The organism is Desulfoprunum benzoelyticum (assembly GCF_014201505.1).
Taxonomy (GTDB): domain Bacteria; phylum Desulfobacterota; class Desulfobulbia; order Desulfobulbales; family Desulfocapsaceae; genus Desulfoprunum; species Desulfoprunum benzoelyticum.
In genome coordinates this window covers 88,178-107,175 of record NZ_JACHEO010000007.1, presented here as the reverse complement: position 1 = coordinate 107,175, position 18,998 = coordinate 88,178, and the positions used below count along the sequence as shown (strand labels likewise).

Sequence of the window (18,998 nt, the reverse complement as noted above, 5' to 3'; positions counted from 1 at the left end):
GGTGTTTCACGTCGCCGCGTTCCTTCCTGGTCAAATCACCTTTCTGGCCCACTGCGGCTTTTTCATATATTGACCTGCTACAGATAACCGTAGCAGGTCTTTTTTTTTACAGGTGGGGCTGGTTTGCCATGATCGGGGTGCCTGACCGATTTCGCTGCCATCAGATCGACGTGGTCATCCGTCATGAATTCCAGTGCCGGGGGCGTCGATGGCGCTGGCGGTCGACGCTACCCTTCCCGCTGTTGTTTCTCCTTTTCAATGCGGCGGTGTTGTTGTATCTTATTTAAGAAAACCAAATTGTTAACATCTTTCCTTCCGTCAACTTCAGTTCGGAACCCGTCAATGCACTCAATACGATATTCGAATTTGATCGTCCTCATTCTCCTGATGACGGGGCTGTGGATCTGTCCGGTGGTGGCCGTCGCGGAACCGGTTTCGACCGAAAGCACCATCTATGATCCAATCAAGGGCAACCAGCAGATCAAGAAGCTGATCGGGAGTCTTGACAAAAAATCCTGGGATCCCGACCAGTACGAATCGTTGCGCAACGAGATCGCCGGCCATCTGCGCCAGGGTGAGGAGCAGCAGAAGATCCTGCAGAAAGAGGTTGTGGAGATCGATGCCGCCCTGAAGGCCCTGGGGGACAAGGTCGAGGGGGAATCGGCCCGTATGGCCAGGGAGCGTGACGGGTTGGGCAGTATGCGCAAGTTGAAGGAGGCGCAACTGGGCGAATACCGGTTGCTTGCCATCAACGGCCAGGAAGCCTTGCGGAAGCTGGAAGTGAAACGGCAGGAAGGCCAGCGCAGCCGGGTTCTGGGCAAGGAGAAACCGCTCTGGGAACTGGTGACGGAACTTCGCCGAACCCCCGGCGAGGAGCTCCTGCCTGATTGGACGAAGGCCCGGCAAGGCATTCTGGCGGTGACCGGACACCAGATTGTGGCGCTGCTGCTGGCGGTGTGCCTGACGATATGGCTGTTCGGCATGCTGGCGGTGAAGATTGAACGCTATCTGAACATGGACAGAGGCGGCAGTCTCGGCCGGTTTGTGGCCCTGATCAACCGCCATTCGCTGCTGTTTCGCCTCGGGCTCGGGATTGTGGTCGGAACCACCGCTGTTTCCTGGCTGCTTCTGGCGGGGGACGAAGCGACCTCCTTTCTGCCATGGCTCTCTTCTGCTCTGCTGGTGGCCTTCCTGCTCCCGGCCCTGGTGGAATCCCTCTGCCGTTCGACCGGACAGTCGGCTCACGGCGGTTCGTTGAACATTCTGCAGCGATGGATGGTGAGGTGTGCCGCCGCCGGTGCGGCGCTTGTCGTTTTCATGCTTGGCGCCCCCGATCTCGATCTGGTGCCTGATGCCGTCGCTCTCCCCATTCGATTTGTCGCTGTCGGCAGCACCATTTTCCTGACGGCCCTGACGATCATGACGATCTCCGGTTTTTTCCCGGTTCTGCGGGCAACAGGGCGGATAATCCGATTTCTGCTGTTTGTGGCGATGGTGGTTGTCCTGTATCTCGAGATTTTTGGTTTTCGCGCCTTTTCTTCTCATCTGCTGGCCGGATTTGCCTGGTCGTTTGTGCTTTTCGCCGCAACGGTCATGCTTCTGGATATCGTCCAGTGGCTCCTTGCGATCGTTTACGACAACCGACACCGCATGTTTGACAGGCTCGGCATCCTCCTCGAAGACGGAGATGAAGATGAATTGTTGAGGGGAATCGGATGGCTACGGGCCATTCTCAAGTTCATCATCGCGGTGTCGATTTTTCTCGTGCTGGTGGCGATCTGGGATTTTGCCGAAGTGTACGCCCGGTTGCTGCTGGGTTTTCTGGTCAACGGTTTCCAGATCGGCAAGCTGCTGATCGTTCCGGCCCGTATCGTCCTCGGCGTTTTCCTGTTCATTGTCGGCTGGTCGCTGACCTTGTGGATCAAGAAAATACTCAACCGCAAATGGGAGCAGGAGGCGGTCTTTGCGGAAAGTACCCGGGAGGCGCTCCTCACCGTGACCGGGTACGTGTGCTACGTCGTTGCCGCCATTGCCGGTCTGTCGATCGCCGGCGTCAACTTTTCCGGCCTTGCGGTGATCGCCGGGGCCCTGTCGGTCGGTATCGGTTTCGGTCTGCAGAATATCGTCAACAATTTCGTGTCCGGACTGATTCTGCTGTTTGAACAACCGATCAAACGCGGCGACTGGATCGTCGCCGGGTCGACCGAAGGATACGTCAAGAAGATCAGCGTCCGGTCGACGATCATCCAGACCTTCGACCGTGCCGATGTCATCGTCCCGAACTCGGAACTGATCTCCTCGCCGGTCACCAACATGATGTTCAACGATCATCGCGGACGACTGAAGGTTTCGGTGGGCGTGGCCTACGGCTCGGATACCGCGCTGGTACGGCGTCTGTTACTCGAGATCGCCAACGGGCATGACGAGGTCATCGTCGATGGCAGTTCGCCCCGGCCCGATGTCGTCTTCCAGGAGTTTGCCGAGAGTTCGCTCAATTTCGATCTGTTCTGTCACCTCAAAACCATCGACAGCCGGGTTCGCGTGCGCAGCGAGATGAATTACCTGATCGACGAGGCCTTTCGCCGCCATGGCATCGAAATTCCATTTCCCCAGCGTGATATCCACATCAGGACAACCTCATGAGCGATCGGAACACGGCGCAGGGCGGTCTGGTAAAGGCGTTCATCCTCGACGGCGAAGGCGGGGGTACCGCCATAAACTGGTCCGAGATTGAACGCTGGCAGCCGGGTGACGGCAAATTTTTATGGCTGCATCTCGATTACAGTCATCCGTATGTCCAGCAGTGGCTGAAAAACCGCAAAGGCCTCGATTACCTTGTCGTCGAGAATCTGCTCGCAGTAGACTCCAGGCCGCGGAGCACGCCTTTTCATGATGGTCTGTTGATGGGACTGCGTGGGGTCAACCTCAATCCGGGGGCGGTTCCCGAAGACATGGTCGCGATCCGTCTGTGGATTGACGGGCAGGCGGTTTTCAGTACGGGCCAGCGCTTTCTGCCCTCGATCGACGATATGGGGTCGGCGATTGAATCGGGAGCAGGACCGGCCGCCCCGGGTGAATTTCTGGCGCAGATGTGTGAATACGTGATGAACCGGGTTGGTGATGTGGTCGAGGATTTCGAGATCATCTTCGACGGGCTCGAGGAGGAGATGGCGATGGAAAAAGGCAGCAGTCAGCGGCAGCTCCTCTCCAATCTGCGCCGGCAGATTATCGAATTGCGTAAGTATCTCGCCCCGCAGCGGGATGCCCTTGGATACATCCAGAGCTTGAAAATAACCTGGTTGCAGGATGCCGACCGGTTGCGCCTGCGTGAGGTTGCCGATCGTCTGTTTCGCTATGTCGAAGAACTTGATTCGATACGCGATCGTTCGGTCGTTCTGCATGAGGAGCTGGTGAGTCAATTGTCAGAGGAGATGAACAAGCGGATGTACATGTTGTCTCTGGTGGCGACGATATTCATGCCGCTTGGTTTTCTCGCCGGCCTGCTGGGGGTCAACCTCGGAGGAATACCCGGGGCCTCGGGAAGGTGGGGATTCTCTCTGTTCTGCCTTCTCGTTCTGGTGGTGTTTGCCATGCAACTGATATATCTGAAGAACAAAAAATGGATGTAAGATCGGAGACGGCTGCCGAGCCGGATTTCAGGGGGAAAAGAGAATGCATGAGGTATTAAGGGTCGATTCATCGTATTCAACGGCAATGGCGAGACGGAATCCGTCCGGAATCGCGAAGATCTGGCCGTCGCTCTGCTTTTACAGTTGTTTTATCGGCATTGTCATCAAGGCGAGCAGGTTGGCCAAGGCCGGCAGGTATGACGGCGAAGAGTGGACGAAAAGCAGCCTCGAGGTCCTGCGACTGCTGGAACGGATCGGATTGCAGATAGAGATCAGCGGCCTAACCGAATTCACCTCATTCGATGGGCCTTGTGTAATCATCGGCAATCATATGAGCATGATGGAGACGCTGCTCCTGCCGGTGATGATTCAGCCGCTGAAACCGGTCACATTCGTCATCAAGGAAAGCCTGCTGACGTATCCGGTCTTTCGGCATGTCATGCGATCCCGGGATCCGGTCGCCGTCACCCGCACCAATCCGCGCCAGGACTTGAAGACTGTTCTGGAGGAAGGCGCAAAACGGCTCGGGGAGGGGACCTCGATCATTGTCTTCCCTCAGACGACCAGGACCACTTCCTTTGATCCGGCGGAGATGACCTCGATAGGTGTCAAGCTGGCGAAAAAAGCCGAGGTCCCGATCGTCCCGCTGGCTCTGCGGACGGATGCGTGGATGAATGGGAAATATTTGAAAGATTTTGGACGGTTGAATGTTCGGCGAAAAGTCTACTTTGCCTTCGGCTCAGCGCTTCGGGTTATAGGCAAAGGAAATGAGGAACAGCATCGGATTACGGAATTTATCGCGGCTCAACTGACCAATTGGAATGAGGGGTGACCAATGTGCATCCGGGTGTGCGGTGTACCGGGGAAAGTTGTGCCCTGGAGAACGTTTCAGATTTCGTCGTCGTCGAGCATTGGTTCCTCATCGATATCTTCAATATCCTCAAGATCCTCGTCTTCCGCTTCGGAATCCTCGTGAAGATCATCTTCTCCACTGTCTGATTCTTCATCCTCCTCCTCTTCGGAATCGGCGCTCAACCGCATTGCCTTGGGAATTTTCGACTCTGGAAGAATGATCTCGGTGATCTTGACGATCTCATCGTGGATGACCGGATCGGCCTGGCAGACCTCGCAATGAGCGACGTGCTGCTCAATAAAGGAAATCATGCGGGCCGGGGCCATGGTTTCATCCCTGACGCTGAGGTACCATGACTTTGCCAGTTTTATAAGTCGTTCACACTGCATATCGGCTATTGTCGAAATTGAAAATACGTGTGGAGAAAAGGGTTCGAATTTCGGGAATTCAGTACGGCAAAGGCAATTCGTTCTTTTGGACTGTCAGTATCAAAACGCGACAGTATAATAAAAACTTGTTTTCAAGGTCAACTCTAATTAGTATAGTAGCCTCCTCTTTTGAACGGCACATGCGGAAGTGGACAGGGCACTGGTGGCTCTCCCGGACTTCAAATCCGGTGTGTGGGGTTAATAGCCTCTCAGGTGGGTTCGATTCCCATGCACTTCCGCCAATTTCACGCCTTCTTCAAAAGTGGATGTCCCATCTCCTGCCGCTGAGCGACATAACTCTCGGCGACCCGCCTGGCAATATTCCTGATCCGGCCGATATACCTGGTCCTCTCCGATACGCTGATCGCATTGCGGGCATCGAGAAGATTGAAGGTGTGTGAGCATTTGAGGCAGTAGTCGTAGGCCGGCAGGATGAGGTTCTTGTCCACCAGTTTTGTCGCCTCTTCTTCGTATATATCAAAAAAGGCCGTCAACCGTTCGACATTGGCTTCTTCGAAATTGAAGGTGGAAAATTCAACTTCCGCCTGATGGAAAATTTCACCATAGGTCACCGAGTCGTTCCAGGCGATGTCGTAAACACTTTCCACCCCCTGCAGATACATGGCGATCCGCTCCAGTCCATAGGTGATCTCGACGGTGGTCGGGTGCAGGTCAATCGAGCCGGCCTGCTGGAAATAGGTGAACTGGGTTATTTCCATGCCGTCTAGCCAAACTTCCCAGCCAAGGCCGGAGGCGCCCAGGGTCGGTGACTCCCAGTCATCTTCGACAAAGCGGATGTCATGCTCGCTCAGGCTCAGCCCGAAGCGTTCGAGGCTGCCGAGATAGAGGTCCTGTACCTCGAGCGGTGACGGTTTGAGAACAACCTGGTACTGGTAGTAATGCTGCAGACGGTTAGGGTTGTCTCCATACCGCCCGTCAGTCGGGCGCCGCGATGGTTGCGGGTAGGCGGCTCGCCATGGTTCGGGCCCGAGGGAGCGGAGCAGGGTCGCCGGATGGAAGGTGCCGGCGCCGACCTCCATGTCGTATGGCTGCTGGATCAGGCAGCCCTGATCGGCCCAGTAGGCGCCGAGATTGAAGATGATGTCCTGGAAATTCATTGAGTTTTCCCGTGTAATCTGTGTCGCCGAAGAGGGTAATTTCCGTTCAGCGGCCAAGCTGATGGCAAACGACCAATAGTGGCAATGTATATAATTGCTCTCTTGACTTTTGTCTATGGCCTCACCATTATAATTCAACAGGCTACCACAGCCCATTTCACTGGTAAATCATTTTCCTCCTTCCATTTCCGGGTGCTTACGAAATTATCGGACAGGATTCGTTATGCTGCAGATCAACCCCCATATGGAAATCGGTAACCTTCTGCGTCAGGCCCGGACAATCGCGATCGTCGGCCTGTCGCCCAAGGCAGATCGGCCCAGCCACATGGTGGGACGGTATCTTCTTGACGCCGGTTACTCTGTTTTCCCTGTGAACCCGGGACAGAGCGAGATCCTGGGGCTGAAATGCCATCCTGATCTCCTTTCTATTCCAGAACGGATCGATATCGTCGATATCTTCAGACGATCTGAAGATGTGTATCCGATAGTCGAAGCGGCCGTGAAGATCGGGGCTGGAGCGATCTGGATGCAACTCGGGGTCGTCAACCCGGAAGCCGCCGAATATGCCCGCCGGCATGGGCTGCAGACTGTCATGGATCGATGCATCAAGGTCGATCACAGCACTCTTCTCTGAACTCGTCCCTCCCCAGGCAGTTCTTCATCTTTTCCGACAATCCTTGATGGAACCGAAGCTACTCTGCATCCGCGGTGCGCGGATGCATAATCTGAAGAATATCAGCGTTGATCTCCCTCGAAACCAGCTCGTTGTTTTTACAGGGTTGTCGGGGTCGGGTAAATCGACCCTGGCCTTCGATACCCTGTATGCCGAAGGCCAGAGAAGGTATGTGGAATCGCTGTCGACCTATGCCCGCCAATTCCTGGGGCAGATGGATAAACCCGATGTCGACGTCCTCGAGGGGCTGTCTCCGGCGGTATCGATCGAGCAGAAGACGACAAGCAAAAACCCGCGCTCGACCGTCGGCACCGTCACCGAGATCTACGACCATCTGCGGTTGCTCTTCGCCCGTTGCAGCCACCCCCATTGTCCCCATTGCGGCAGCGAGATCGTGGCCCAGTCGGTGGAGGATATGGTCGATATCCTGCTTCAACTTCAGCAGGGGACAAAACTCCTGTTACTGGCTCCGATCGTCCTCGACAAGAAGGGGCGCCACGATCAGGTGCTGGAGCGTATCCGCAAGGAGGGTTTTGTCCGGGTCCGTATCGACGGCGCGATCATGGACATGACGGAAGCCCCGGAATTGGACAAGAATCGCCGTCACACCATAGAGGTTGTTGTCGATCGGGTGATCGTCAAGGATTCGCTCCGCAGACGGTTGTCGGATTCGGTGGAAACCGCCGTCAAACTCTCGGATGGCTACCTGCTCGTGCACTTCGTCGATCAGCAGCGGGACCAGCTGTTCAGCGAACATGCGGCCTGTCATCAATGTTCGATTTCCCTGCCGTCGCCCTCCACCCAGCTTTTCTCGTTCAACAACCCCCAGGGCGCATGTCCCGAGTGCGGCGGGTTGGGAGTAAAACAGTTTTTCGATGCCGCCTTGGTGATTCCCGACGAGAGCAGGAGTATCGTCGAGGGCGCGATTGCACCATGGGGTTGGAGAAAGGAATCGTCGTACAGCGGCCAGATTCTGGCCGCGGTCGCCGATCATTACGGTTTCTCGCTGGACACCCCTTTCGACAAGCTGCCGGCCAAGGTGCGCAAGGTCATCCTCTATGGTTCGGGGAGGGAAGATATCCGCTTCCACTACCGCAACGAGCGCCGGACGATGACCGATGAGCGCCGTTTCGAGGGGGTTATTCCCCAGTTGGACCGAAGGTTTCACGAGACCCGGTCGAACATGATCAGAGAAGAACTGGGCCGGTATATGAATGAACAGCTCTGTCCGTCCTGCCGGGGAGCACGGCTGAAGGCCGAGGCGCTGGCGTATCGGATCGGGAACTGGTCGATCGATGATATCGTCCGTCGATCGATTGCCCAGTTATTGGATGATCTGCCGGCACTTCCCTTTACCAGTCGGGAACGGAAGATCGGCGCGCCGATTCTCAAGGAGATCACCGAACGGTTGGCCTTTCTTCGCAACGTCGGTCTCGGTTATCTCTCGCTGGAACGCCGGGCGGGGACATTATCGGGGGGAGAAGCTCAACGCATCCGGCTGGCCTCCCAGATCGGCTCGCGCCTGGCCGGTGTCCTGTACATTCTCGACGAGCCGAGTATCGGTCTGCATCAGCGCGATAATCAGAAACTGATCAATACCCTGCGGGAACTGCGGGATCTGGGAAATAGCGTCATCGTCGTTGAACACGATACCGACACGATTCTTGCCGCCGACCATGTCCTTGATATGGGCCCGGGAGCCGGGGTGCATGGTGGCGAGGTCGTCTATAATGGATCGGTTTCCGGGCTCCTGCAGGAGGAGCGGTCGGCAACCGGGGCGTATCTGGCCGGCAGGAAAAAGATTGTCGTGCCGGCGCGCCGTCGCCCTGTCTCCAACGCTGGAAAAGACAGTCTGCGGGTCCGGCATGCCTCGGTGAACAACCTGCAGGCGGTCGAAGCCGTTTTTCCTCTTCGTGTCCTGACCTGTGTGACCGGTGTCTCCGGCTCCGGCAAAAGTTCTCTCGTCATCGAGACGTTGTACAAACTGGCCAGAAAGGGGCTCGAACGCAAGAAAGGTACGGCAGAACTTGACGGTGCGCTCCTGTCGGGGTTGGAACATATCGATAAGATCGTCGATATCGACCAGAGTCCTATCGGCAGAACCCCGCGCTCCAACCCTGCCACCTATACCGGGGTCTTTACCCCGATCCGGGAACTTTTCAGCCGTCTGCCGGAGTCCAGGGCCAGGGGATACACCGCCAGTCGTTTCAGCTTCAACGTCAAGGGCGGAAGATGCGAGACCTGCGAAGGGGGTGGTGAGATCAGGATAGCCATGCACTTTCTCCCGGACGTCTATGTCGTATGTGAAAAATGCATGGGGAAGCGGTATAACTTTGAAACCCTGGAAATCGCCTACCGCGGCAAAAACATCCATCAGATACTGGCGATGACGGTGGAGGAGGCCTTGGAATTCTTCAAAAATGTTCCGGCCATCAAGAATCGCCTGCAAACCCTCTGTGATGTCGGACTTTCGTATATCACTCTCGGCCAATCCTCGGTAACCCTTTCAGGTGGTGAGGCCCAGAGAGTAAAACTGGCCAGGGAGCTGTCAAGCCGGGCCAGTGGAAAAACACTGTATATCCTCGACGAGCCGACGACCGGGTTGCACCCGGCGGATATACAGTACCTGCTGGATGTCCTGAACAGGCTGGTGGATCAGGGCAACACCGTCGTCGTGATCGAGCATAATCTCGACGTCGTCAAAACAGCGGACTGGATTATCGATGTCGGTCCTGAAGGCGGGGCCGGCGGCGGCACGATCGTGACCTGCGGCCGGCCCGAGTCCGTCGCCGATGTCCCGGAATCCCATACCGGCAGATTCCTGAAACAGGTCCTGTGATTTTTCCGGTTCTCCTGAAAAACTTGCCTGATCGGCTCAAGTACAGTTTAATGGCGCGGCAGGACGGGGGATATCGACAACGCACAGACGATCTGAAAACCATTTAACGACGAGGAAAAGAATGGCTGAAAACAATGGAAGCCCTGAGGTCAATCCGCGACCGGAGTTCCGTATGCAGAAAATGTATATCAAGGACCTCTCTTTTGAAAACCCGTACGCCCCTCAGGTCTTTATCACGCCGCAGAAGACCGAGCCGAAAGTTGAACTCAATCTGAACATGAACAACAAGAAGATTGACGACGATCACTGGGAGGTCTCACTGCAGATCACTGCCAAAGTGATTTCCAAGGATGATGACAAGGCCATGTTTATTCTGGAAATTGAGCATGCCGCGGTATTTCTCCTGAGGAACATTCCGGAAGAACATATGGAGATGGTGCTGAAGGTCGATTGTCCGACACTGCTGTTCCCGTTTACCAGACAGATTGTCAGTCAGATATCGATCGATGGCGGGTTCACCCCCTTCCTCATGGAGCCGATCAACTTTATGGGTCTCTTTCAGAGTGCGAAGAAAAGAAGAGAGGCGGAAAAGCAATAAAAAAAGAGCCGCAGTTCTGCAAGGAACTGCGGCTCTTTTTCAGTGGGAGGTTGAAACAGTTTCTTCTATAAGCCGGTGGTGACGAAATTATCGACCAGGGTCATCACCCCTTTCTCAATCGCCTTGTTGAACAGGGCGTCATACTGGTTGTCGGCAAAGAAGGATTCCGGTGTGACCTTCACATCGACCCTGTTGGTCCACACGACGTTGCCGGAAGTCGCTTCCTGCACCCACATCCGCAATTGCACGACCGCTTGCTGGACATCGCCGCTGCGATACGCCTGTTTTCCGATTTCAGAACCGATCGAACCCCAGAGAATGGCATTGGCGTCATCGCCGTCGCTCATACCGAAGATGGCGTCGCCGTCATCGTTGTTGTCCCACGGCCAGTTGCTGTGTTCGTAGCCAATCCGTGCACCGTAGGCGGCGCCGGTGATCTGCTGGTTCCACTGATCGTACAGATCGGAGCTGGCAAAGCCGAAAATGATCCTGCTGGTGCCGCCGTTGATGAACGGCAGGATGCCTTTTTTCCATGGTTCCCACGTCGGATCCTGGCGGGACTTGTATTCAAGAATCCGCCCCCGGACGATATAGTCGGCCTTGAAGGATCTGCCGATCTTGGCAACGGTATTGGTTGTCAGAGCATGGGTCCCGGGGCTGTTGCCGGCATTGACTCCGGTTGTCGTGTTGTTTCCGGCGAGATAGCGCGAGATCTCCGCTTTCATGGTATCGGACCACTCGTTGGCCAACTCGTTGACCAGGGACACGGACCGGGTCTCTTCGTAGGGAACGATGTTGATCACGCCTTCATCGACGAGATACTGGAAAACATCTTCCTGGACGGGCATCGAAAAACCGTTGGCGGAGAACCTGTCGGTCAGCGCTTCGGTGACTGCCATGTTTCTCCTGAAGGCGGAGTCGAAATTGCCGGCATTCGAGTAGTCGGCAAAGGGGAGGATGACAACCGACCTCCCTTTGCCCGGGGCATCGAAGCCCGGGGCGTGCGGGACATTGAGCGTTTCGACGATCGTTTGACCGCAACCGGCCAGGGTCAGCGCGAGGATTCCAACGACCAGAAATTTCAGCCTCTCCATAATTGTCTCCCTACCTTGATAATGGACGTTATCCGTTACAGAAAATGGTGTATGCATCAGATGATGTTGGGCTTAAGCAGAATGATCAATTCGCGTTTTCGATTCGATTTCTCTTCATGGCCGAAGAGGTATTTGATCAACGGAATCTTGCCGACCACCGGGGCGAAATTACCTGTATTACCTTCAACGTCGCTTATTAATCCGCCGATGACGAGCATCTCGCCATTCTTCACCTTTACCGTCGTGCTCATTTCTCGAATTTCAACAACAGGTATACCAGCCTCTGACCCATCAGGAAATCTTCTGTAAGCAACTTCACCGTTTTCGAGTTCAGTCGTGACGGGCACTAGATTGAGTATAATTTGATTGTCATCAAGTATGGTGGCAGTTAAAGACATACCTACGCCTGACAGTATGCTTGCAATTTCAGGAGTGTACTCAGTATCGTTTTCTGTTCCAGCGGATCCTTTAGTAATGGTCTTCGTGAGAGCCTTAATATATGTGGTGTTTCTTCCAACTGAAATAAGAGCCGGTTGGCCATTCATTACACTGATCTTCGGGTTGGAAAGAACTTTGGTATCACCTTGTGTCTCTAAAGCGTTCAAAAAAACATCAAAATTTGCGGTATTGATAGAAACCTTGGATACGAATCTGGTAGGGTCCTGAATTTTCCCATGATTGGTTCCATCATCCCAATTGCCGTCGGTCCCGTCCTCGTTGGCAAAGATATAGGGGTACACCTGCCCCCCAAGAGCCTTTGATCCAAACTCAACCGCGCCGCTAATTTTGAAATTTTGGAGTACTTGAGTCCAATTGATACCTATGCTGGACTCTTGGGTGAGTTTGACTTCAATAATCTTGGCCTCTATGGAGATCTGTTTATACAATTCTTTTTTCAAATTCTTGATGTAGGCATCGACGCGATCAAGTAAAGGCCGAGGAGCGGTAACTGTGATCATGCCTACTGGCTTGTCGATCATAAATACATTTTGATTCCCAGATAGTCTTCTAGTTGCTGCAGTTTGCTTTTCAGCTATATCTAATGCTTTATTATCATTATACGTAGTTTTAGAATCTTTACTCGTTGTCGTATTTATTTCAGTAACAGCCTCGGTTGTCCACACCTCAAGGATGGAGTTGAGGTTCGCCTCAATGCTTTCCCATACATTGAAAACATTGTCTTTGCTTTGTATAGCAATAGTACCTTCTACACTTGTACTTTTTGAACCTTCTTGAGAATCGCCCCCTCCTAATGAATTGCCACCTATTCCAGTGGAATAACTTTGTTTAATGAAGGGCATAGCGATATAAAACTGTCGGGTCTCCTTGTATTTGACGACGATGGTATTGCCCTCGATCTGGTGGAAATAGTCGACCTGGCGCAGGAGGTTGGCGATCGACTCATTGTAATCGTCGTTGGCATTGATATCGACATCGACCAGCACTTTTTGATCGACGTCGCTGGCCCAGGAGATGTTCATCCCCTTGATGGCCGCCAGCCGTTTCATGATGTCCCAGAGGGGTTGGGGGCCTCGCGTCGATTTGATCGTTGCCCCCACCTTCATGCCGACATCCTCTGACCTGCTCAGCTCTTCCCTGCTTTCCTCGCCGACTTGATACGAGGGGGTTTGATACTGGACAGGGAGGGTGTTGGGGGTGGCAGGCCTGGCCGCGACATTCTGTTCGGTCGGAGCGGCAGGCGCTGCCGCCGATTTGTCCGAAGCCTTGTTCGGGGCGCTGCATGAGGTGAGCATCAGGAAGAGCAGGAGGCTCGCGACAAAGAACATGTTCTTTTGAGACTTCATAAAAACCTCTCGGGATTATAAAATTGCCGTATGTGGATTCATGTCCTGCAGGAATGTGCGGGTCAATCCGGCTTCAAAAGCTGCTGGCGGCCATTCTGCCATGAATATATTGTTTCAAGTCCGGAGGCAAAGGGAAGCCGGAGGCGAGCAATGCCTTGTACTGGGTGATTGCCATTTTTGAATTTCCGAGTTTGTCGTAGATGCGGGCCTTGGCGATCATCGTATCCATCGTCTCACCATACGACGCGTTGTATCTGTCCAGGAGTTTGATCGCCTGTTCGCTCTGGCCGCTGGTTTCACAGAAGGTCGAAAAGCTGATCAACGCCTCCTTCATCGGTGGATTGCCGCTGATGCTCTGAGTGAAGTATTCCAGGGCTTCGGCGTTGCGCTGCATATTGGCTGAGCCGATCGCGGCGTACAAGGCGGCGCGATTGTTGCCCGGTTCCTGTTTGAGGCTCTCTTTGGCATAGTGGACGGCCTTCGCGTTGACCCCGAGGCTGACGAGGTAGAGGGTTGCCAGTCTGTTGGATATCTTGGCATTGGCAGGCCAGAGTCTGTACGCCTGTTCATACAGCTCCGCCGCCTCTTCAAAGTTCTCGTTTTCATCGGCAATCTGGGCGTTTCGCAGAATTTCCTGGGCCTGGATGACTTCTTTGGGCAGATTGGCGGATTGTTCGATGATCAATGCATCCTGTTCGACAATCTCCGCATCCGCCTCGACTGCCAGGTTGTCCTCGAGGCGATCGGGCCAGACGAATGTTTTTTTGTTTGGATAGATGACAATGGTATTGAAACGTTCTTCCTTCTTCAGGTCCTTGAGGTTACAGATGATATCCAGAGCAAAATCCCACGGAACATCGGTCAGTGCCAGGGTTAAGGAACCGGTCACAGCCTCGTCGACGATAATGTTGATATCGGTAAACTGGCGAAACAACCGAAAGACATTGTGGAGATCGATTTTATAAAAATCGACACTGATACGCTGTTTGTCATATCCGGCAAATGAAAATGTATCTTCGAGTGCGAGCTTGGGGTCTGTTGCTGCCGTTTTGACAGTCGACTTCTTCCCCTCTGTGGCGAGAATGGTTTCCGTCTCGCCAATCAGAGAATCAAGGGTTTTGTCGGTTGGTTGGGAGGATTTCTGATTTTTGCCGGCGGAGGCGGTCTGGCCGGGCAGGGCCGGATTTTCATTGACCGTTACCACGACCTGGCCGGCATTGTCGGCGACGGTGTAATCGAACAGCGATGCGGTCGCCGAGTCGAAAATGAAACGGGCGCCATCGCCCTGCTGGATCACGCGGATCTTGTCGACCGATGTACCGATCCGCTTTTCCCGAACCAGCTGAGCAATATCGACATTCTCGATATCGATATACATCTTCGGAGTTTCATTGGCGTTACCGGTAATGGTATCCGTAGTGTATTTCGCGATGGGAGCCGAACTGACGAAGGTCACAGATGTTGCCGATGGGGTGGTCTTGACGACGATATCGGAAATTGCCGGGATAGCGGCGGGACTTGGGGACGTCCCCGGCTTTTCAGCGGCGGTTTCTTTTGCCGCCGGTGCAACCTGTACCTTGATCACAAAGCCGTCGCGGGTGATCTTATAATCATGGGAGTCGGCGATGGTGAATTCGAAACGGGTAACCGAAGGATCCTGTTCGGAGAGAACAGAGGTCTTGAGCGAGATGAAGGGATTGTCGGCAATGAGCTGTGATTGCAGATTGATCGATTTGTCGAAAGCGGCATTGGCAATGTCGAGAACGGCCCGGAACGGTGAAAATCGTTCGGAGACGGTATAGGCCGGTTCGGAGTTGCCGACGATCGACAGGTTGAGAATGTCGCCCTGAAGGTCAGACTCGATCTTTGTTACCTGGTACAGGGAGGTTTTGGCTGTGCCGGGGACAGCTTCCGTCGCCGCCGCTGTCGATGCCGCCAGAAACAGGAGCAGACTGAGCACAGAGAAAATGGCCGATTGGGATATAATGAACCTTTTGTACATTTTCTATTTTTCTCCCTCTTTTTTTAGTACCATATCGATATATGAAAGAATCTTTTTCCCTCCGCGAGTCTCGGCCAATTCTTCGATCAGTACCTTGTTCGGCGAAATGGCCTTCACTGTCCCCCGCCGTCCGATTTTCGTTCCTTCGGTCAGGACATACCCTTTTCCGGTTGAATCCTGGACCATGGCGAGTTTTTCCGTACCGGTTTCCATCAGGGCAACGAGGCTCAGCTGGGCCGGCTCGAACAGCTGCATCCCGGTTAATGGTTCATTTTGATCGATGATCTCATTGGGATCGCCCGTTTCCTGATCCGTGGTTTTATCGGTAATAAAGGGCAGGAACGGGTCGGGCCGGTTGGCCATGATATAATCGAACGGCCTGGTCTGAGGCGGTTTCGTCGTTTCAGGCTGCTGTGCGGCCACCGATGGTTGAGATACGTCTGCAGCCATGGATTCAACCGGGGTGTAGAGAAGGAATGAAAAAAGCAGCACAGACCCGTAATACAATAAAAAGCTTGACGTAGTCAGGCTCAGAGATGGCAAAGATGGTTTTTTCATTACAGAATCCCTTGAGCGTTATTTCTTTTTCCCGTCCTGTTTAGGGAGTTCAACATTGGTAAAACGGTAGGTTACCAATGTACAGTCTGAAGTGAGCAGCATCTCTCCTCTGTCTCTGGTGGGGGCTGTCATCTTTATGTTGGATACGGTGACTATACGGCCCAGTTTGCTGACTTTGTCAAGGAAGGAGCCCATATTGTGATAGGGGCCGCGAACGTTGATGGAGATCGGGATTTCAGCGTAAAAATCCTTGGGGACATCGGGCAGGGGTTTAAACGTCAGGAATTCGAGATCCGCTTCCTGTCCCAATGCCGATATATCCTTCAGCAGTTGAGGAATTTCCTTCTCCTTGGGAAGCAGCACCGCCGCTTCACTGAAGATCCTTTCGGTTTCCGCCAGTTCTTTTTGCAATCGCGGTATATTGCTCTGTTGCACGCGCAACGCCGCGATTTCTTTTTCCAGTCCGGTTTTTTGTGTTTTCAGTGCTGAAATTTTTGTCGCGTTTGGTTGAAAGAACAGAAAATAAAAGAGGAGGACCGGGATGAGCACGAGGAGGATGGAAATGGCAGCCTTGTACTTCGGCTCGAGCGGTATAAATCTCTTGTCTATGAACTGTTCAAATGCTGCGTTGCTTTTTTTCATGCTGGCAAATGGTCCGTTGTCCGAGGAGGATCTATTTTTTTGCTGCCGCCGCTACTTCAACCGGGGGTTGCGCCGTAGTCGTGCATGTCATGACAAAGCTTTTGAGGTTTCTTCCGGCAATAACCTTCAGAGATGAGTTGGCAAGATTGACGTCGACAATGAATTCCGATGATTTCAACTTGTCCATGAACTGCGCCACCGTCTCGTTATCCAAAGCAACTCCGGTCAGGCTGAGAGTCGGTCCCTGCTGGCTGAGAGAATCGAGCCATAGCCTTTTATTGTCGACGTTTTTCGCTACATCGTCGAGGAGCCGCACGGTCAGCGATGATTCGGCACGTAATTTGTTGATGATGGCAGTCTTGCGCTCAAGCTCCTCTTTTTGCTTTTTCATCGTTTCAATTTGCGCGAGGATAGGCTTGAAGTCGTCTTTCTGCTTGTTCAGCTGGGCAATTTGGTTGTTGAGTGAGTTGATCATTCTGTTCTGCAGGACACCGACAAGGCCCAAAAAAACGAGCAGGCAGCAAAATGCTATGATCATGCCGATGAGCTGATTGCGTGCCTTGGCGCGTTTCTTGAGCTGTCTGACCGGTAGCAGGTTTATTCTGAGCATATCTTTTCCAGTGACAGAAGGATGAACTAAATTATTGATGGTCTGATTGCGATTCCGGTAGCGATCGCCATTTCAGGGCCGATATTTTTCAGATAATCGGGATCTATTTTTTTGTCGCTCGCCCGCATTTTGATGAAAGGGTTGAAGATCTCGACATGCAGTGCGGTTTCTTTCGCCAGAAAATCGGCGAACCCGGCTACTTTCGACCCTCCGCCGCTCAGCACCAGTTTATTCAAGGATGCATCGGGATTGTTGGAATGGTAGAGATCGATGGCTTTTTTAATTTCGAGGACCCATTGCGTGCAGGTTGTCGCGAAGATCTTTTCGATCTGCGGCTGTTTGTCGCCGGCCGGGACAAGACCGAGTTTGAGGGCCTCCGCTTCTTCGTATTCGAGGTCGAAGGCGCCCTGGAGCTGTTCCGTCAATTGCCGGCTGCCGACGACAATGTCACGGGCAACGGCGGAAATGCCCCCGGACAGAATATTGATGTTCATCTTCGAGGCGCCGATATCGACCAGGGCGACATTGTCGATATCGGGATAGCTGTATTCATAGGTATTCTCAAGCGCGAACCCGTCGACATCGACGATCACCGGCGTCAGGTTGATGCCTTTCAACATCTCCAGGTATTCGTCGACAATCTCTTTTTTTGCGGCGACGAGCATGACGTCGGTGCGGTCATTTTTGTCTGTATTGGTCTTGAGATCCTGGTAATCAAGGTAGACATCTTCGATATCAAAAGGGATATACTGCTCCGCCTCGGCCAGGATGTGTTCTTCCAGGCGTTTTTCCTCCATCACCGCGAGATTGACCTTTTTGACGATGACGGAATAACCCGAGATCGAGAAACCGACCTTTTTGTTTTTGATCTTGAGATTATTGAAAAGACCGGTGATGGCTGTGGCCACCGCCTCCGCATCGTTGAGTGTCCCGTCGTCAACCGCTCCCTCGGGAAGGGCGGCGCTGCCGAGAGCCACGACCGAATAGGCGTTGTCGGTCCGTTTTAACTGGCAGATCTTCACGGCGTGAGATCCTATATCGACACCTACGACCAGGTTATCTTGAGACAGGAAGGGAAGCTTCATATTGACCGGCGGGAGGGGAAATTATTCAATAAATGCAAATTGGGGTATGTCAGGCTAATGCTCCTAACATACAGACTTTTCTAACAATTAGTATACAGGACATATCTGCAATTCTTTGTCAAGAAAAACAATTGGAGCGTAATAAGAAATATTCTTTTTTAACAGGGGGTTAATCAGGGGGTAGGCTGATTCGGGAATAACTACAATATATGGATAAAACTTGGGAGCGCGCTTCTTTATATGGTATGTAGTGGCTATTCTCAATTGATATTCAAAGGAAAAGCGCCTTGACACCATGATCTGGCCGACCTGGTAAAGTACCTTGTATTTAGGCGGCGATTCAAGTATTTTTGGCCCATTATTTTTGTTTGGCCATCAATAACCCTGCTTTACCGAATAAGGGGCTGAAATTGGGTAGTGAAACAAGAAGCAAATCAGTCATCAGAGAGTATGTCGAGGCGATAGTCGTCGCCGTGCTGCTCGCTCTCTTTATCCGTACATTCATCGTCCAGGCATTCAAGATTCCATCCGGGTCGATGCTTCCGACCCTGCAGATCGGCGACCATCTCCTGGTCAACAAGTTCATCTATGGTCTGAGGATGCCGTTTACCGGCAAACTTCTGGTTCCATGGAAAACCCCGATACGAGGGGATGTGGTTGTCTTTCGCTTTCCCAAGGACAGGGACATTGATTACATCAAGCGTGTTGTCGCCGTTGCCGGCGATAAGATCGAAATCGTCAACAAGCACCTGATGGTCAATGATGCCGAGGTAGTCGATCTTCATGCTCACTTTTCCTCAACGACAGAACTCAGCGCCTCCGCCAGTCCACGCGATAATTTCGGCCCGGTTACCGTTCCGGCGGGAAAGATTTTCGTCATGGGCGACAACCGGGATAACAGTTATGACAGTCGATTCTGGGGATTTGTCGACCATGCCGACATCCTCGGCAAGGCCTTCATTCTCTATTGGTCCTGGGATATCGAGACCCCGCTGCTCTCGGCGACACGGTTGACGTCGATTCGCTGGAACAGGATCGGGGATGTCATTCAATGATTCATCCTT

General features: G+C 53.2%; 16 protein-coding genes and 1 tRNA gene. 8 read left to right on the top strand and 9 right to left on the bottom strand.

What is annotated here, in order from left to right; all coding sequences use genetic code 11:
- The first annotated feature begins 342 nt into the window (after positions 1 to 342).
- The 3 genes from HNQ81_RS08020 to HNQ81_RS08010 are packed head-to-tail and all read left to right on the top strand — an operon-like array spanning position 343 to position 4,461.
- Positions 343 to 2,643, top strand: a complete 2,301-nt coding sequence (locus HNQ81_RS08020; protein WP_183350144.1) for a mechanosensitive ion channel domain-containing protein — start codon at positions 343 to 345, stop codon at positions 2,641 to 2,643.
- Positions 2,640 to 3,629 carry a zinc transporter ZntB gene (locus HNQ81_RS08015; protein WP_183350142.1) on the top strand — a complete coding sequence of 330 codons (990 nt, stop codon included), beginning with the start codon at positions 2,640 to 2,642 and terminating at the stop codon, positions 3,627 to 3,629. The genes HNQ81_RS08020 and HNQ81_RS08015 overlap by 4 nt, the downstream gene beginning before the upstream one ends.
- Positions 3,630 to 3,672: 43 nt before the next feature.
- Complete coding sequence (locus HNQ81_RS08010) at positions 3,673 to 4,461, top strand: lysophospholipid acyltransferase family protein (RefSeq protein WP_183350140.1); 789 nt, start codon at positions 3,673 to 3,675, stop codon at positions 4,459 to 4,461.
- Between the two features lie 56 nt (positions 4,462 to 4,517).
- On the opposite strand, the gene HNQ81_RS08005 is transcribed toward HNQ81_RS08010, so the two are convergent.
- Positions 4,518 to 4,808, bottom strand: a complete 291-nt coding sequence (locus HNQ81_RS08005) for a hypothetical protein (protein WP_183350138.1) — start codon at positions 4,806 to 4,808, stop codon at positions 4,518 to 4,520.
- A gap of 246 nt (positions 4,809 to 5,054) precedes the next feature.
- Between HNQ81_RS08005 and HNQ81_RS08000 the strand changes: the two genes are divergently transcribed.
- Positions 5,055 to 5,152, top strand: a tRNA-Sec gene (locus HNQ81_RS08000).
- A gap of 3 nt (positions 5,153 to 5,155) precedes the next feature.
- Here the strand turns inward: HNQ81_RS08000 and HNQ81_RS07995 are convergent.
- The gene (locus HNQ81_RS07995) at positions 5,156 to 6,028 is read right to left on the bottom strand and encodes a glycine--tRNA ligase subunit alpha (RefSeq protein ID WP_183350137.1); all 873 of its coding nucleotides are present in this window, start codon (positions 6,026 to 6,028) and stop codon (positions 5,156 to 5,158) included.
- A 223-nt stretch (positions 6,029 to 6,251) separates the two neighbouring features.
- Here HNQ81_RS07995 and HNQ81_RS07990 point away from each other — a divergent pair, with 223 nt between their 5' ends.
- The 3 genes from HNQ81_RS07990 to secB all read left to right on the top strand — a co-directional run bounded on the left by HNQ81_RS07990 (position 6,252) and on the right by secB (position 10,138).
- Positions 6,252 to 6,662, top strand: a complete 411-nt coding sequence (locus HNQ81_RS07990; RefSeq protein WP_205240235.1) for a CoA-binding protein — start codon at positions 6,252 to 6,254, stop codon at positions 6,660 to 6,662.
- A 46-nt stretch (positions 6,663 to 6,708) separates the two neighbouring features.
- The gene (gene uvrA, locus HNQ81_RS07985; RefSeq protein WP_183350135.1) at positions 6,709 to 9,540 is read left to right on the top strand and encodes an excinuclease ABC subunit UvrA; all 2,832 of its coding nucleotides are present in this window, start codon (positions 6,709 to 6,711) and stop codon (positions 9,538 to 9,540) included.
- 121 nt (positions 9,541 to 9,661) lie between these two features.
- A complete protein-coding gene (gene secB, locus HNQ81_RS07980; RefSeq protein WP_183350133.1) occupies positions 9,662 to 10,138 on the top strand; it encodes a protein-export chaperone SecB in 477 nt (158 codons plus the stop codon).
- A 65-nt stretch (positions 10,139 to 10,203) separates the two neighbouring features.
- Here secB and HNQ81_RS07975 read toward each other — a convergent pair whose 3' ends face one another.
- From HNQ81_RS07975 to pilM, 7 genes are all read right to left on the bottom strand, one after another.
- Positions 10,204 to 11,232, bottom strand: a complete 1,029-nt coding sequence (locus HNQ81_RS07975; protein WP_183350131.1) for a hypothetical protein — start codon at positions 11,230 to 11,232, stop codon at positions 10,204 to 10,206.
- A 56-nt stretch (positions 11,233 to 11,288) separates the two neighbouring features.
- Complete coding sequence (gene mshL / locus HNQ81_RS07970) at positions 11,289 to 13,037, bottom strand: pilus (MSHA type) biogenesis protein MshL (RefSeq protein ID WP_183350128.1); 1,749 nt, start codon at positions 13,035 to 13,037, stop codon at positions 11,289 to 11,291.
- Between the two features lie 73 nt (positions 13,038 to 13,110).
- The gene (locus tag HNQ81_RS07965) at positions 13,111 to 14,997 is read right to left on the bottom strand and encodes a tetratricopeptide repeat protein (RefSeq protein WP_183350126.1); all 1,887 of its coding nucleotides are present in this window, start codon (positions 14,995 to 14,997) and stop codon (positions 13,111 to 13,113) included.
- 45 nt (positions 14,998 to 15,042) lie between these two features.
- Positions 15,043 to 15,597 carry a pilus assembly protein PilP gene (locus HNQ81_RS07960; RefSeq protein WP_183350124.1) on the bottom strand — a complete coding sequence of 185 codons (555 nt, stop codon included), beginning with the start codon at positions 15,595 to 15,597 and terminating at the stop codon, positions 15,043 to 15,045.
- A gap of 18 nt (positions 15,598 to 15,615) precedes the next feature.
- Positions 15,616 to 16,239 (bottom strand): type IV pilus inner membrane component PilO, encoded by a 624-nt coding sequence (locus HNQ81_RS07955; RefSeq protein ID WP_183350122.1) that lies wholly within the window; start codon positions 16,237 to 16,239, stop codon positions 15,616 to 15,618.
- Positions 16,240 to 16,270: 31 nt separating this feature from the next.
- Positions 16,271 to 16,849, bottom strand: coding sequence for a PilN domain-containing protein (locus tag HNQ81_RS07950; protein WP_183350119.1), 579 nt, complete (start codon positions 16,847 to 16,849; stop codon positions 16,271 to 16,273).
- A 26-nt stretch (positions 16,850 to 16,875) separates the two neighbouring features.
- On the bottom strand, positions 16,876 to 17,934 hold the full coding sequence (pilM, locus tag HNQ81_RS07945) for a type IV pilus assembly protein PilM (RefSeq protein WP_183350117.1): 1,059 nt from the start codon (positions 17,932 to 17,934) through the stop codon (positions 16,876 to 16,878).
- A 410-nt stretch (positions 17,935 to 18,344) separates the two neighbouring features.
- Here pilM and lepB point away from each other — a divergent pair, with 410 nt between their 5' ends.
- The gene (gene lepB, locus HNQ81_RS07940) at positions 18,345 to 18,989 is read left to right on the top strand and encodes a signal peptidase I (protein WP_183350114.1); all 645 of its coding nucleotides are present in this window, start codon (positions 18,345 to 18,347) and stop codon (positions 18,987 to 18,989) included.
- Positions 18,990 to 18,998 lie beyond the last annotated feature (9 nt).